Source organism: Bifidobacterium sp. VU/mBH4 (B4), assembly GCF_058199535.1.
This window is the reverse complement of sequence record NZ_JBVPQJ010000004.1, coordinates 72307-88039: the sequence shown is the minus strand read 5'-3', so window position 1 is coordinate 88039 and position 15733 is coordinate 72307. Positions and strand designations below refer to the sequence as shown.

Here is a 15733-nt window from a genome sequence, read left to right as displayed (position 1 = left end):
CCGATTCCGTAGATATACGTTTGGTCCCGTCCAGTCGGCATTGACAGCTCGATAGGGCGGGACCAAATTATGTTGAAAGGCGAGGGGTCACTGACCCTGCTGGCCAAGATAGTCGGGGATATGCTCGGGATACTCCGGCCAGGCGCCCTGCTGGGTGCAGACGAAGGCGGCGGTGTTGACGGCAGCCCGGTGGGCCTGGGTCAGGGAGGCCCCCAGCAGGCGGTTGATGGCGAAGGTGCCGGAGAAGGCATCGCCGGCCCCGACCGTGTCAGCCACGGTGATTTCAGGCGTGGGCAGGTGGGAGGACTGGCCGTCCGCCAGATAGATCGTGCTGTAGTCGCTGCCGGCGGTCAGCACGATGGTGTCCAGGTGCCACTGGTCCATGAACCAGCGGCAGAGCTCGTCGTCGGTGGCTCCGGGAACATGGAACATGTCGCGCAGGGTGGCCAGCTCCTCGTCGTTGAGCTTGAAGACCGTGGCCATGTCCAGCAGCTCCTGGATCAGATCCTTGCTGTAGAAGGTGCCTCGCAGGTTGATGTCGAAGAAGCGCATGGCATGGCTCTTGGTGTGGCGAAGGACCTGCAGGCAGGTTTCGCGGGACTTGCTGTTGCGCATGCTCAGCGTGCCATAGCAGACCGCATCGGCCTTGCTGGCCAGTCCAGCCAGGTCATCCGTGTATTCCAGATGATCCCAGGCCACATCCGGTTTGAAGACGTACTGGGGGATGCCCTCGGTCAGCTGGACTTCGACGGTGCTGGTGGGATGGTCGTTGTGCTGCAGCACGGCATCGACGCCGGCCTGGTGAACAGCCTCCTCAAGCTCCCGGCCCAGGTCGTCGCGTCCCACGGCGCTGATGGCATAGCCTTCCGCTCCGTTCTTGGCTGCATGGTAGCTGAAGTTGACCGGTGCACCACCGGCCCGCTTGCCTGTAGGCAGGACATCCCAGAGGATCTCGCCGATGCTGAGGACCATGGGTTTACTGGTCATGGTGTTCCTTTCCTGATGACGGGTGATGCGCCCGCCTTGTGCTTGTTGATTTCACAGCTGTACGGCCCATGCTGGCCGGGTGCTCCAAAAATTGGCTGGCCGCCACTGCCGCAGCGCCGGTCAGCGTGGCATCGATGGGAAGGCGGGAAAGCAGGATCTGTGTGTGCTCGCGCAGGCCAGGCAGGGCGCGCTGGGAGACTATGTCTTGAACCCGCTTTAGCAGGCGGGTACCAGCGGCGGCCACCATGTCTCCGATGACAATCTGGGCGGGGTTGTAGGCATTGACGATGGTCACGCAGCCATAGCCCACGTAGTCGGCTATCTGATCCACCAGCGCTTGGGCGTCCTGTTGACCCGATCGGGCTTGGTCGAACAGGTTCGCACAGGCCTTGGCGTGGGTCATGGCCTCGACTCCAGGGAAGTGATCCCGCATGTCCGGCTGACGCATGCGGCGGTGGATGGCTACCGCCGAGCAGTAGCATTCCAGGCAGCCACGGTTGCCGCACTCGCAGGGCAGACCGTTCAGATCGATGCTGACGTGGCCGATCTCGGTGGCCGCTCCCTGGCTGCCGTCCACCAGGGCACCCCTGTCGATGACTCCCAGTCCTACGCCTTCGCCCACGAGAAAGTAGGCCATGCTGGATGCACTCACGCGGGGGTCGAACAGACTCTGGGCCAGCGCCCCGGCCCGAGCGTCCTGCTCGATGAAGGTGGGGACGCGGAAGGCCTGACCGAATTCGTGGATAAAGTCCACGCTTCGCCAGCCGGGCATGCTGGTGACCAGGGCGATGCGTCCGCTCTCGCGCAGATAAGGGCCCGGCACGGCCATGCCCACAGCCACGATGGCGGGGTTTGCCTCAAGTCGTCTTGCCACTCGGGTTCGGACATCGGCTACGGCACCTGGGATGTTCCTGGGATCGACGGGGGGCATCTCCTCTGAGTCCAGCAAGCGACCGCTGATGTCGAACAGTCCGATGCTGACCAGGCTGCGGGCGAACTTGACTCCGATGACTTGGTAGCGGTCGGCGTTCAGGGCCAGGCCGATGGATCGACGGCCGCCCTCTGAGTCCATACTGCCAGTCTCGCTGATCAGGCCCAGACTCATCAGGCGGGCCACCAGCTTGCCTATGGCTGCCGGTGTCAGATCGAGGTCCCGGGCCATTTGGGCTCGCGAACTGGTGCCTTGCTGGTGCAGATACTGGACGATGCGTGACTGGTTGAGCTCGGAAATGGCCTTCGGCGTGCTGGCGTAGGTGCTGCTGCGCATATCGACCTCCTCCTTGAGTGGTACCGTCACGCGATCTTCGCGCACTTTATGAACAGCGTTTATATATTAACACTGTTTAGTATCTGCTCGCAAACCTTTCCATCTGTTCCAAAACTGTTCAAGGTGCCAAGGAGAGGATTGCCATCTGCGGCCGTCGAACTTGTCTGCTCAAGGGGCGGGGTTTCGGCTGGTAGCCAAGGTCGAACTATCCAGGCGGGAGTAGTCTGGTCTTCTATCCATCAATGTTGATTAGGTCGGCTATGCACTGGTGATCATGAACGATGGCGGAGGAGTGGTATGCAGGCAACGGATTGGAACCAGGGTTGGCATTATCGACATTTGCATGAGTCAAAAGAACCCTGGAAGCCTGTTGAGCTACCCCACGATGCCATGCTGGCAGAACCCAGAAGGGCCGATGCCCCGAGCGAGGCTAACAGCGGATGGTTCGTAGGGCGCGATTACGAATACTGCAAGAAGGTATGTGTTGACGGTCTTGGGCAGCACGATTCGATGATTCTGGAATTCGAGGGTGTTTACCAACACAGCGAGGTCTGGCTGGATGACCGATGCCTGAGCTTTCACCCGTATGGATACACGGGGTTCTTTGTCGACCTGAGTGGGAAAATCCGACCGGGGCAATCGGGCGTGGTTCGTGTTGTCGCCCACAACGACCAGCAGCCCAATTCGCGTTGGTATTCCGGAGCGGGCATCTACCGGCCCGTGACGCTCTGGAGTGCTGGCCCGCAGTATATGTACCCGGACGGCATCAGGGTCTCCACCCTTGGGGTCAATCCCTGCGCCATCCGGGTATCATTGCGGGCATCATCAGGCGGGACTGCGCATGTTCGCATTATGCGACACGACAAGGATGAATCGGTGCCCTTGGCTGATGTCGCGGTTCCTGTGGATTCCGATGGCAGAGCCCAGGTCGATATCGACCTTCCTGGCGCCCAGCCATGGAGTCCGGAAAGCCCGACGCTGTATGAATGCCAAGCGCTCTTCGTCTCCACCTCGGGTTGCCATGACCAGGCTCAGGCGATATTCGGCATACGAACGGTGGCCTGGGGTGATCAGGGATTGCTCATCAACGGTGTTCGCAGGATTCTCAAGGGTGCCTGCGTCCACCATGACAACGGGATTCTTGGCGCTTGCGCCTGGCCCGAGGCCGAGGAGCGGAAGGTGAGGTTGCTGAAACGCAATGGCTACAACGCCATTCGCAGCGCCCACAACCCCTGTTCGAAAAGTCTTCTGGCGGCTTGCGACCGTTTGGGTATGCTGGTCCTGGATGAATATGCTGACCAATGGTACATCCACAAGACCATCCACGACTATGCGCAATACCTCCCGAAATGGTGGCGCAGTGATCTGGCTGATATGGTTGCCAAGGATTTCAACCATCCCTCGGTCGTCATGTACTCCATCGGCAACGAGGTCAGCGAAACCGCCCAATCCAAGGGGGTGGAACTGACCAGGCGCATGGTCGACTTCCTCCACGGTCAGGATGCGAGCAGACCGGTTACCTGCGGGGTCAACATCTTCTTCAACTTCCTGAGTTCGATCGGGCTCGGGGTGTATTCGAGCGAGAAAGCGGCCAAGCAGGTGGCGCACGATGGGTCAAAGAAGAGCGTGTCACTTTCAATGAAGCGCCATGGATCTGTAGGGAGCCGATTCTTCAATGAGATGGCCGGAATCATGGGAGCGGACTTCATGAAGAGAGGTGCCACCCTGCCTTCCTGCGACCGCCTGACCCGTGATGCCTTCGCACTTATGGACGTGGCCGGATACAACTATGGAATCAAACGATACCTTCGAGATCTTCGCAGATACCCCCATCGGCTCATCCTGGGGACGGAGACCTTTTGCAGCGACGCTGACGAGTTCATGCGTCTGGCCTCCCGTTGCTCGCGCCTGATCGGAGATTTCGTCTGGGCGGGTATGGATTATCTGGGCGAAGTCGGCGTGGGCGCTTGGGAGTATCGGCAGGAAGCTCCACGGTTCAGTGGGCTGGGCTGGCTGACCGCTGGTTCCGGTCGTCTGGATCTGACTGGCAGGCCGCTGGGCGAGGCCTTGTACACACGGGTGGCGTTAGGGGGCGAGACCGGGCCTTATCTGGCTGTGCGGCCCGTCAATCACTCGGGGGAGAGGCATTCGCCCAGCGCCTGGAAGATGACAGATGCCCTTGACTCATGGTCTTGGGACGGCTGCGAGGGCAGAACCGCCCAGGTGGAGGTCTATGCCCGGGCTCAAGAGGTTGTGCTGATGCTGAATGGTCGTTGCCTTGGCCGCTCGCGTTGGCGGGGTAGCACTCGATTCCGTTTCTCCTGTCCTTATGAACACGGCCTGCTGGAGGCCTTGGCCTACGACAGCTCGGGCAGGTTGATTGGACGGAGTCGGTTGCGGTCAGCCGCGCCTCAGACCACGGTCAGGCTGGTAGCCGATCGGGACTCCGTCCGCCCGGGAGGGTTGTGCTTTGTGAGGGCAAGATATACCGACCAGCAGGGCATTGACAAACCCATGACATCAGGAGATTTGACTGCTCACGTGCAGGGTGGCCGACTGCTGGCCTTTGGGTGTGCCGCCCCATACAATCCCGAAGGGTTTTTGACCGGGCATACGCGCACCTATTACGGCCAAGCCTTGGCAGTGGTGCAGGCGGATCGGTCAGCAGGTTCAGACGGCTCGGACGTACCCAAGCAGCTTGAACTCAAGGTTTCCGACGGTCATCGCAAGGCTGCTTTGCGCCTTCCAATCCGCAGGTGACGTGATCGCCATCTATATAATTCAACGAATTGACAAAATCGATCCGTCCCTCTACGCTTAGTGTTCAGGAGGCAGGAACTGGTTTCCTCCCCTGTGAACGCTGTAAAGGCAATGCATTAGGCAAAGGAGCATTATGGGTCTGTGGGACGTTGACAAGATCGAATACGTAGGTCGCCAGGGCGTCAAGGAGGGCCTGGGCTTCCGTTACTACGACAAGAACAAGGTGGTGGCCGGCAAGCCTATGAAGGACTGGCTGCGCTTTGCTGTGGCATGGTGGCACACTTTCAACCAGGGTCTGGTGGATCCCTTTGGCGATCCCACTGCGCAGAGGCCCTACTACCGCTACACCGATCCCATGGATCAGGCGCTGGCCAAGGTGGACTACGCCTTCGAGCTCTTCACCAAGCTTGGGGTCGATTTCTTCTGCTTCCACGACCGTGACCTGGCTCCCGAGGGCGACACCCTGCGCGAAAGCGATGCCAATCTTGACAAGGTGGTTGACCGCATCGAGGCCGCTATGAAGGACACGGGCGTCAAGCTGCTCTGGAACACCTCGTCACTCTTCACCAATCCTCGTTTTGAGGCCGGCGCCGGCACCTCGCCCTTCGCTGACATCTATGCTTACTCGGCCGGCCAGCTCAAGCATAGCCTGGAGATCGGCAAGCGGCTCGGCGCCGAAAACTACGTCTTCTGGGGCGGCCGCGAGGGTTACGAATCCCTCTGGAACACCCGCATGAAGGAGGAGCAGGACCACATGGCCGCCCTCTTCCACATGTGCGTGGACTACGCCAAGGAGATCGGCTTCGACGCGCAGTTCCTGATTGAACCCAAGCCCAAGGAGCCTACACTCCACCAGTACGATTACGACGCGGCCACCACCATCAACTTCCTGCGCACTTACGACCTGCAGGATAACTTCAAGCTCAACATCGAGGGCAACCACGCCAACCTGGCCATGCACACCTATCAGCATGAGGTCCGCGTGGCCCGCGAGGCTGGATTCCTGGGATCCTTGGACGCCAACCAGGGCGACAAGCTGATCGGCTGGGACATGGACGAGTTCCCCTCGGACCTCTACGATGCCACCGCTGTCATGTGGGAGGTGCTGGCCAACGGGAGCATCGGGCCCCGTGGAGGCCTGAACTTCGATGCCAAGCCGCGCCGCTCCTCCTTCCTGCCTGAGGACCTCTTCAGGACCCACATCGTGGGCATGGACACCTACGCCGCCGGTCTGCTGGTCGCGGCCAAGATGCACGAGGACGGCTACATCGAGCAACTGCAGCAGGATCGCTATGCCTCCTTCGAATCCGGCATCGGCTCGACGGTCAAGGATGGCACGGCCACACTGGCCTCCTTGGAGGAGTACAGCCTTGACAAGCCGCAGGCAGAACTCATTGCCGCCGACAAGTCCGACCATCTTGAGGTCGTCAAGGCCACCATCAACAACTACATCGTCGAGGCTCTGGCCCAGGCCTGAGTTTTAGACGGCTGTCGTTTCCTAGCTCCGCGAGCGAAAGCCCGCGGGGCTTTTTTGTGTGTGCGGATCAATGCAGGCATGTTTGCCAGGCAGGACACGCCAATTGTATCCGACCCCTATTGCTTGGAACGGAGGGGAGTATAATCAAACTAAACCGCTTTAGTAGAGTTGCGAAGCGGGCCTACGAGGAGGTTGTGAGGATGCAGCTGAAGATAGAACGCGTGCTTGACAAGTGCGACCGTGTCATGCGTCAACGCGTGCTACCGAAGATCGAGCGGCCTGTGGGCCAGGTCCAAGTCCGCTCTTTCGTCATTTCCGGAGAACCGATACCGTCATCGGAGTTCTTCGGGAAAGTACAGAGCAAGAGTGTGGACTTCCAGCCTCTCTCCTTGGGGGATACTTGGGGCACAACCTGGGGGACCACCTGGATGGAGGTGACCGGCCGCGTTGATGCCGACTGGGCGACCAGGGCCCCGATCGAGCTGGTGGTCGACTTGGGCTGGCATCCCGATGCGCCCGGTGGCCATTTTGAAGCCCAGACCTACAGGAGCGATGGATCAATCATCAAGGCCGTCAATCCCCGCAACCGATGGATTCCGCTCGACGGCACCGACTTGGACGGGAATCCGACCCGCGACGAGGCTTCGGTCATCAACCCTGATGGAACCTTTACCATCTATCTGGAGGCGGCCTGCAATCCGCTCCTGCTTGGCACCCCCGCATTCGTGGAGACGCAGCTGGGGGAGGGAACCACCGGTCGTGCCGATGAGCCCAATGTCCTCAAGCAGATGGATGTATGCCATTTTGATCATGAGGCGTGGAACTACTACATGGACCTTGAGGTCACTGCCCAGCTGATCCGCGAGTGCGACCAGAGCCAGCCGCGGTACTGGCGTTTGGGCAAAGCCCTGCAGCGTTCGCTGAATATTTATGATGAGCGTGACCTGGCCACATTGGGGCCGGCTCGACAGGCCTTGGCTGGTGTGTTGGCGGTGCCGGCGACCCCCAGTGCCTTGGATCATGCGGCAGTGGGTCATTCCCATATTGACTCCGCCTGGCTCTGGCCCAAGCGGGAGACCAGGCGCAAGGTGGCGCGGACTGTTTCGAACATGCTCGCGCTGATGGAGCGCGATCCTCAATTCATCTATGCCATGAGTTCGCCCCAGCAGTATGCATGGCTGGAGGAGGATCATCCCGATCTCTTCGCCCGCGTCAAGCAACGTATCCAAGAAGGCAGGTTCATCCCCGTCGGAGGGATGTGGGTGGAGTCTGACGGCATGCTGCCCTCAGGGGAGTCGCTGACCCGTCAGTTCACCTATGGCAAGCGGTACTATCGGGAGCATCTGGGGGTGGACACAACCGTGGTCTGGGAGCCGGACAGCTTCGGCTACACGGGCCAATTCCCGCAGATTGCCCGCCGTGCAGGCATGACATCCTTCCTTTCGCAGAAGATCTCCTGGAATGATACGACCAAATTCCCGCATCATACCTTTGATTGGCAGGGCATTGACGGCACGGCTATTTTCACGCATTTCCCTCCCATGGATACCTATGCCTCAAGCATGACGGCCCGCGAGCTCAACCACTCCCAAGAAAACTACCAGGACAAGGACATCTCGACCAGGGCCTTGGTGCTGTTCGGCTATGGCGATGGTGGCGGCGGCACCACCAGGGAAATGCTGGGACGCTATGAGCGCCTGCATGATGTGGAGGGATCGGCCAAGGTGCGGTATCAGGCTCCTGCAGACTTCTTCCGCCAGTCCGAGGAAGAGATCCGCGCGGAGGCCGGTTCCGAAATGCCCGTCTGGAAGGGCGAACTCTATCTGGAGCTGCACCGCAAGACCCTGACCTCCCAGCAGGATATGAAGCGAGGCTGCCGTCAAGAGGAGGCCATGCTGCGCACGGTCGAATACCTGTGCGCTTATGCTGGGCTAGTCGACGACTCATACGCCTACCCCCGTCAGGAGCTGGACCAAATCTGGCGCACGTTGCTGCTCAACCAGTTCCATGACATTCTTCCAGGTTCTGCCATCTCCTGGGTACACAGACTGGCCAGGGAGGACTACCGCAGGGACATCGCCCGTCTGGAGCAGATCGGCGATGAGGCTGCCCGCGTCATAGCTTCCGCCCAGCCGCAGGCTCCCAGGGTATCCGATGCTCGGCTGGTGCCCATGGACGGCAGGGGCCAGATGGCTTGGGAGGCTGTCGGGCCAGTTCAGGCCCAGGAAGGCCCCGAGCGCATCCGGCCCGTTCAAGTCAGTCAGGAAGGCGACGGATTCGTCGTGGACAACGGACTTATCCGTGCCGTCGTCGCTTCGGATGGCGAGGTCCATTCCATTCTTGACAGGACCTCCGGAAGGGATCTGGTCCCGCGAGGCTCCTCGGTGGGCGGATACGAGCTCTTCAAGGACGAACCCTACATGTGGGATGCCTGGGATCTGGAGCGTGATGCCCTGCTGACCGCTGCTCCAGTCGATGACCCAGTCACCATGGAGGCCTTGGATTCCGGTGTTCAGGTATCGCGACGGCATGGTGAGACCACAATCGTCACCACGATCGGGCTGACTCCCGGCGGCAGGCAGTTGGACTTCACTGCTGATGTGGACTGGCACCAGGATGAGCAGCTGCTCAAGGTGGACATCCCCATCGCCGTTCAGGCCAGGTACGCGCAATTCGAGTGCCAGTATGGCTTCATCGATAGGCCCATTCAGAAGAACAACGCCGCTGAAGAGGCGCAGTTCGAGAGCTGCACGCACCGATTCGTCAGGATCAGCGACGACGACCTTGCTGTTGGCGTGGTCAACGCTTCGACATACGGCGGCGACACCACACCGATTCACTACGACGAGAAGGCCGGCAAAGAGGCAGGCACCTTGGTCAGGCTGACCCTCCTGTCCGCTCCGGTCTTTCCCGATCCGCATACCGACAGGGGCAAGCACAGCTTTGCCTGGTCCATCGTCCCGGGGGACACCCAGGCCGACATTCTGCAAGCAGCCTATGCCCTCAACGCGCCGGTCTTCCATCATGGACTGCCTGCCGTTGAGCCCTTGGCTGGTGTCGAGGATATTCAGGGCACCACCGTCATCGACTGGATCAAGACGGCTGATGACGACAGCGGCGATGTGATTGTCAGGGTCTACAACCCGGATTCTTCGCCCTCCAAGGCCAGGCTGCACACAGGGTCCGTCCTGCAGGGGGCGACCGTGAAAGAGACCAACTCCCTGGAGGACGGTCCTGTGCCCGAGGGTGTGCGGCCAGGCCTGTGCTCCGAGCAGGGGGCGCAAGCCGACGGGGCCCTGTTGGATCTGGTTCCCTTCCAATTCACCACCTTGAGACTCTCCAGGCGCTGAATCGCCTGACCATGGGTGTCTGTCCGGCCGGTTCGCTCGTCGTTTTGGATCGGCCGGAAGCTCCACAAAGAAGTGAGTAGTAAAAACAGAAAGGAAGCTCCGATGAGAGCACTGAAGAAGGTAGCAGTATTGATCTGCGCGACTGCCATGGCGGGTTCCTTGGCGGCGTGCGGAGGAAGCAACAGCAGTTCAGGCGGGTCGAAGGACGGCAAGCCGTCGGGCGAGATCTCCTTCCAGACCTGGAATCTGAAAAACGACAAGTACACGCCGTACTTCAAAAACCTGATTTCGGCTTACGAGAAGTCGCATCCCGGCACCACCATCAAGTGGATCGACCAACCCTCGGACAACTATGAGCAGAAGCTGTCCGCCGACGCAGCAGCCAACTCCCTGCCTGACATCATCGATGCCGGCCCCTCACTGATGTACGGCCTGGCCAAGGCCGGGGCCCTGATGAACATCAGCAAGGAGGCTCCCAAGGCTCAAAACAATTATTACAAGAATGCCTGGGATGCGGTGACTTTCAAGGGCAAGGACATCGAGGAGGGTGCCTACGGCTTCCCTTGGTATGTCAACGATGGGCCGACCTATTACAACACCGAGCTCATGCAGAAGTGCGGGCTGGATCCCAATAAGCTGCCTGTGACCTGGGACGACTACTTCTCTCAGGCGGACACCATGGTCAAGAGCGGCTGCGGGGCCTACATGTCCACCATGCTGGGCGGTGCCGTCGATGACTATGCATCGGCCGGCATTCCCATCATGAACAAGGATCACACCAAGTACATCTTCAATTCACCCAAGGCTGTCAAGCACCTGCAGCGCTTCGTCGACCTGTTCAACAAGAAGGGAATCCCGCCGGAGGCCCTGAGCGCGCAGTGGTCTCAGCAGGGCGAGTTCTTCCAGAAGGGCTCCATCGTGGCCATGGGCGGCAGCGCCTACTCGGCGGCGGACTTCAAGCAGAACTCTCCTGACCTCTACAAGCATCTGGCTGTGGGCACCAAGATCAGCGATCAAGGCAAGTCCGCCAGCCTGGCCTATGAGATGCTGGCTGTCAACGCCCAGACCAAGAACAAGACACTCGCCCTGGACTTCGTCCAGTATGTGACCAATGCCAAGAACCAGCTGGCATTCGCCAAGAAGTCCAACACCTTCCCCTCCAGCAAGGGTGGTCTTGATGATCCCTACTACGCCAACATCGACACCAGCGATGTTCAGGGCAAGGCGCTGAAGGTCACGCTGAACTCCGTAAAGACCGGGTACTCAAGCCGTCCTGCTGAGTTCACCGATGCCAATGGCAAGGACTACCTGCAGCAGCAGGCCGCTCTGGCCCTGCAAGGCAAGCAGACCGCTAAGGAGTCCTTGGACAAGGCCGTCAAGTACGCCAACGAGAAGCTGCAGTAACTATGAGCCGCGTTGACTCTTCCGCCATCCGGCCGAAGGCTTCCGCCCTCGGCCGGCACGGCGGGCCTCAGACCCATTGGACCACGACCCTGGCCCCCTACTTGTTCGTCTTCCCGGCCTTTGCCATTGTCTTCATCTTCGTCATCGTCGCGGCGCTGAATACCTGCCGGCTGGCCTTTACCGATTCCACGTTGCTGCGACCGGGCAAGTTCATCGGCATCCAGAACTTCGTAGCGATCGTGCATGACGACTATTTCTGGACCGCGCTGCTTAATTCCACCTTGTACGTGGTGTGCGTGGTCCCCTTTATGGTGATTCTTCCATTGATCTTGGCCAACCTGGTCAAGGGGAACTCCAGGATCATGGGGTTCTTCAGAACCTCCTTCTACACTCCCGTGGTCATGTCGGCCGTGGTAGTGGGAATGATCTGGACCAACCTGCTGGATCCTAAGGGACTGGTCAACTCGGTCCTGGAGTCCCTGCACATCATCCACAGCCCGATTCCATTCCTCAGTGATCGCTGGCTGATACTGTTCACATCCATGTTCGTCACCATCTGGCTGGGCTTGGGATACTACATGGTCATCTATCTGACCGCCCTGGCCAACATTGACGCCTCCCTGTACGAGGCCGCCTCACTGGATGGGGCAGGCCCGGTAAGGCAATTCCTGTATGTCACCATTCCCGGCGTGAGATCCACCATCGTGCTGATCATGATGCTATCCACCATCGCAGCCTTCCGCGTGTTCAACGAGATCTACGTGCTCACCAACGGCACGGCTGGTCCCGGCGGCGAAGACATCACCATGTCCATGCTCATCCAGAAGGAGGGCACGGGCATCCAGGCCAGGACCGGCTACGCCAGTGCGCTGTCGCTGATTGTCCTGATTGTGGTCGGAGCCATGCTGATTCTGCAGCAGATTATCCAGAAGCGGGGGGAGGACTCATGAAAAACAGTCACTCCAAAGTCACTGTTGGCAAGGTCGTCCAGTACCTTGTGCTCATACTGGTCTTTATCTTGCTGGTGGGGCCCTTCGTCTGGGAGCTGTCGCTGTCCTTCAAGGGCAAGGGTGACAACGTCTATGCGGTTCCGCCCTATATCATTCCGAAGACGCCCACCTGGGATAATTACCTATCCGTCTTCAGACAGGTTCCGGTCTTCCGGTACATGCTGAACACGGTGATTGTCGCTATCCTTTCCATAGGCGGCAACGTCATCTTCTCGACCATGGCCGGATATGCGCTGGGCCGGCTCAAGTGGCGCGGGCGCAACCTGCTCTTCACGATTTTCATGGGTACCATGGTCATCCCCGTCGAGGGTGTGGTCATCTCCCAGTTCCTGATCGTCAGAAGCGTCGGCCTGCAGAACACCCTTTTGGCTGTCGCCCTGCCAGGCATGGTGGGTGCCGTCAACATTCTGCTCATGACCAATGCCTTCAAGGGCATCCCGGACGAGCTTGAAGAGGCTGCCGAGGTGGACGGCGCCAATCTTTGGCAGCGGTTCTACCGGATCTGCGTGCCCCAGGTCAAAGGCACGATGACCGTCGTTGGCATCTTCGCCTTTGTGGGCGCCTGGAATGATTTCCTCTGGCCCCTGATCGTCATCTCCGACGAGTCAAACTACACGCTCACACTGGGCATGAACCGACTCAAGGGCATGTTCATTTCGGATCCCAGATTGATAGCAGCGGGGGCCCTGGTCTCCCTGATACCGATCCTGGTCTTCTTCGCCTGCTTCCAACGCTACTTCTTCCGTGGTCTGGAACAGGGTGGCATCAAGGAATAGCAACATCATGAAATTTGGAGTCAATTACACCCCCTCTCACAACTGGTTCTATTTCTGGCTGCATCCGGATTGGGATGCTGTCGCCAAAGATCTTGACGACATTGCTTCCATTGGGCTGGATCATATCCGCATCTTCCCGCTGTGGACGCTGCTCCAGCCCAACAGGACCTGGATCAACGGCGCCTCCCTGGACGACCTGAGGCATATGGCCGCCTTGGCGGATGAGCGAGGGTTGGATGTCTATTCGGATGTGATTCAAGGACACATGTCCAGTTTTGATTTCGTGCCGTCCTGGCTGGTCTCGTGGCATGAAACCAATATGTTCACGGATCCGGACGCAATTCAGGCGCAGGCCCGTCTGGTCGCTTCGGTTTATGAAGCCTTGGCGGACCTGCCGCATTTCCGCGGTCTGACCATAGGGAACGAATGCAACCAGTTCACCGACCGTGTCCATCCGCGTCGAATGCCTTCAACCGCTAAGGAGGCGGAAGACTGGCTGCTGCAGCTGCTGGCCCCTTTGAGGGAGAGGGCAGCCCAGGAAGGCCGCGTGCTCCTGCATTCCGAAAACGATGCGGCTTGGTATCAAGACGGCCACGCTTTTCTTCCCCGGTATGCGTCCAACATCGGCGACATGACCTGCATTCATTCCTGGGTTTTCAACGGCGCCGCTCAGGAGTGCGGCCCCCTGGCCGAGGAGAGCACGCGTCATGCCGAATACCTGGTGGAGCTGTCGAAGGCCTTCGCCAGTCAGCCGCATCGGCAGGTCTGGCTGCAGGAGATCGGTGCCCCGCTCAATGTAATGGGCGCAGGGCAGGCTGCCGACTTTTGCAGATCTTCAGTGGAACATGCTCTCGATTGCAGCGACATGTTCGGCATCACCTGGTGGTGTTCACATGATGTCGACCAGCAATTCGGCGATTTCCCTCCCTTTGAGCATCAGTTGGGTCTGTTTGACCAAGAGAAGCACCTCAAGCCCATAGGCAAGGCCTTCGTCCAGGCGGTGAAGGATTGCTCCGGCAAGGAGGATTCTCGGCCCAGGTCCACGGCTCTTGTCGTGGATGTGGACCAGCACGATGATCCCTTGCTCAGATCTGCCTGCGCGCCCGGCGGGTCCATCTTCAACAAGTGGATGGAACTCAGTCGTCAAGGTGCAAGGCCAGCCTTAGTCACATCCCTGCACGCGGCGGATAGCGGCTGGTTGCAGGACAGGGGCATCAGCGAGTGCATCGCCGTCAAACCTGTTGGCGGAAGCTCCTATAACGCCGTATCCGACCCCTCCCTCCTGCGAAAAAAGGCCTGACTGCGGCATAACTAGCCGCCATTTAGGCTTCAGCTCCCATCAGGGGCTGGAGCGTGAGCGATAACAAGGTCTTTGACTCCAAACCCGGTTGACGGCAGCCGTATGTGTTGTCGATCACGGTTTGTGTGGATGAGGGTCTAAGTTAGGATTAAAGGTCGATGTTCTTATATGCCTAAAGCGTGTGGCAGGCAGTTTTGTTTGACGAGCAGGCCGAGCCGGATCATGGGCGTCGACGAGGATGGTTGATATGAGGTGGCGTATGGGCGGCGAGTCATCTGGCGGAGAAACAGAAGCCAGAACGGACTCGTCTGTTCATAAGGAGATGGACGATGCCAGGGTCAGCCTCAAGGACATAGCCAACGAACTGGGGATCTCCCAGACAGCGGTCTCCTTCGCCATCAATGACAAGCCCGGAGTCTCCATCCAGACCAAGCGCAGGGTTCGCGAAGCGGCAGCCAGAATGGGTTGGAAACCTGCGTATGCCGCCCAGGCCCTGGGCAGTTCCAAGACTATGACAGTGGGTTTCGCCCCGGCCAGGTCCATGGATGCCTTCCAGACCGAAGGATTCATGCTGCATTTCATGGCCGGCATCCACGCCTCCCTGAGCAGGTCGGGCTATGGCCTGCTCTTCCGCCCCTGCGCCACCTTGGATGAGGAGCTGGACACCTATCGGGACTGGGCCCGGCGCAAGCGTGTCGATGGGGTGGTGCTGGTGGATCTTCTCTCCGATGATCCCAGGCCTCGGCTTCTGCACAATCTGAGTCTGCCCGCAGTCTTGGCCGGAGGACCTGACTCGGATAACTACCTGCCCTCGCTGTCCATCGACGATTCCCGAACTATGACGACGATCATGGATCATCTGAGTTCGCGCGGGCATGCCCGGATCGCCTACTTGTCGGGGGATGAAAACCTGGACTACAGCCGCGCCCGTGTCTCTTCCTTCAAGGAGTTCGTCAGTCGTAAGAACCTGGGGGAGCCGAAAGTGGAGTTCACGGACTTCACGCCGGACAAGGCCGCCGCCCTCACTGTTCGTCTGTCATCGGGGGAAAATCCATATACGGCTTTTATCTACGAGAACGAGATCATGGCTGCGGCAAGTCTGCGAGCGATGCTGGAAAGCAGGACGGCATCCATGGCAGTGCAAGAGTCTGATGAGAAGACCGCTGCTCCTGCATTGGCCTGCATGGGCTTGCCAGCCATGGTCAGCTTCGAGGACAGCTTCATCTGCCAGAGCACCTATCCCTCCATCACGTCGGTCCACCGTGATGCCGGGCTCTACGGCACCAAGGTGGCCAACCTGCTTCTGAAGATCTTCCGGGGGGAGCATGTGGGGGGCAACCGCCGCATCCTGACCCCCAAGCTGGTCGTCCGTGAGAGCACGGCCCGTCCGGTGCGATGAGGC

10 protein-coding genes are annotated in these 15733 nt (G+C 59.5%); 8 read left to right on the top strand and 2 right to left on the bottom strand.

Going from position 1 to position 15733, the window contains the following annotated elements; all coding sequences use genetic code 11:
• Positions 1–87 precede the first annotated feature (87 nt).
• Together AC0AII_RS06185 and AC0AII_RS06180 are read right to left on the bottom strand one after the other, a co-directional pair.
• A complete protein-coding gene (locus AC0AII_RS06185; RefSeq protein ID WP_144085500.1) occupies positions 88–987 on the bottom strand; it encodes a carbohydrate kinase family protein in 900 nt (299 codons plus the stop codon).
• Positions 977–2254 carry an ROK family transcriptional regulator gene (locus AC0AII_RS06180; protein ID WP_490446499.1) on the bottom strand — a complete coding sequence of 426 codons (1278 nt, stop codon included), beginning with the start codon at positions 2252–2254 and terminating at the stop codon, positions 977–979. The genes AC0AII_RS06185 and AC0AII_RS06180 overlap by 11 nt, the downstream gene beginning before the upstream one ends.
• Before the next feature lie 297 nt (positions 2255–2551).
• Between AC0AII_RS06180 and AC0AII_RS06175 the strand changes: the two genes are divergently transcribed.
• The 8 genes from AC0AII_RS06175 (at position 2552) to AC0AII_RS06140 (ending at position 15730) form a co-directional block, all read left to right on the top strand.
• A complete protein-coding gene (locus AC0AII_RS06175) occupies positions 2552–5014 on the top strand; it encodes a glycoside hydrolase family 2 TIM barrel-domain containing protein (RefSeq protein WP_490446498.1) in 2463 nt (820 codons plus the stop codon).
• 133 nt (positions 5015–5147) lie between these two features.
• Complete coding sequence (xylA, locus tag AC0AII_RS06170; RefSeq protein WP_463318786.1) at positions 5148–6491, top strand: xylose isomerase; 1344 nt, start codon at positions 5148–5150, stop codon at positions 6489–6491.
• Positions 6492–6691: 200 nt separating this feature from the next.
• Positions 6692–9841, top strand: a complete 3150-nt coding sequence (locus AC0AII_RS06165) for an alpha-mannosidase (protein WP_490446497.1) — start codon at positions 6692–6694, stop codon at positions 9839–9841.
• A gap of 102 nt (positions 9842–9943) precedes the next feature.
• Positions 9944–11245: an ABC transporter substrate-binding protein gene (locus tag AC0AII_RS06160; protein ID WP_101432144.1), complete on the top strand. Its 1302-nt coding sequence runs from the start codon at positions 9944–9946 to the stop codon at positions 11243–11245.
• Between the two features lie 2 nt (positions 11246–11247).
• A complete protein-coding gene (locus AC0AII_RS06155; protein WP_144085504.1) occupies positions 11248–12195 on the top strand; it encodes a carbohydrate ABC transporter permease in 948 nt (315 codons plus the stop codon).
• Entirely contained in the window at positions 12192–13031 is an 840-nt protein-coding gene (locus AC0AII_RS06150; RefSeq protein ID WP_101432146.1) for a carbohydrate ABC transporter permease, read from the top strand. Before AC0AII_RS06155 ends, AC0AII_RS06150 begins: the two co-directional genes overlap by 4 nt.
• Positions 13032–13038: 7 nt before the next feature.
• Complete coding sequence (locus AC0AII_RS06145) at positions 13039–14331, top strand: glycoside hydrolase 5 family protein (protein ID WP_490446496.1); 1293 nt, start codon at positions 13039–13041, stop codon at positions 14329–14331.
• 322 nt (positions 14332–14653) lie between these two features.
• Entirely contained in the window at positions 14654–15730 is a 1077-nt protein-coding gene (locus AC0AII_RS06140; protein ID WP_490446586.1) for a LacI family DNA-binding transcriptional regulator, read from the top strand.
• Positions 15731–15733: the final 3 nt, after the last annotated feature.

Bases quoted from the DNA above. Each gene is read 5' to 3' on its own strand.
- AC0AII_RS06175 (WP_490446498.1), top strand. From the start codon at position 2,552: ATGCAGGCAACGGATTGGAACCAGGGTTGGCATTATCGACATTTGCAT.
- AC0AII_RS06165 (WP_490446497.1), top strand. From the start codon at position 6,692: ATGCAGCTGAAGATAGAACGCGTGCTTGACAAGTGCGACCGTGTCATG.
- AC0AII_RS06145 (WP_490446496.1), top strand. From the start codon at position 13,039: ATGAAATTTGGAGTCAATTACACCCCCTCTCACAACTGGTTCTATTTC.
- AC0AII_RS06160 (WP_101432144.1), top strand. From the start codon at position 9,944: ATGAGAGCACTGAAGAAGGTAGCAGTATTGATCTGCGCGACTGCCATG.
- AC0AII_RS06185 (WP_144085500.1), bottom strand. From the start codon at position 987: ATGACCAGTAAACCCATGGTCCTCAGCATCGGCGAGATCCTCTGGGAT.
- AC0AII_RS06155 (WP_144085504.1), top strand. From the start codon at position 11,248: ATGAGCCGCGTTGACTCTTCCGCCATCCGGCCGAAGGCTTCCGCCCTC.
- AC0AII_RS06150 (WP_101432146.1), top strand. From the start codon at position 12,192: ATGAAAAACAGTCACTCCAAAGTCACTGTTGGCAAGGTCGTCCAGTAC.
- xylA (WP_463318786.1), top strand. From the start codon at position 5,148: ATGGGTCTGTGGGACGTTGACAAGATCGAATACGTAGGTCGCCAGGGC.
- AC0AII_RS06180 (WP_490446499.1), bottom strand. From the start codon at position 2,254: ATGCGCAGCAGCACCTACGCCAGCACGCCGAAGGCCATTTCCGAGCTC.
- AC0AII_RS06140 (WP_490446586.1), top strand. From the start codon at position 14,654: ATGGACGATGCCAGGGTCAGCCTCAAGGACATAGCCAACGAACTGGGG.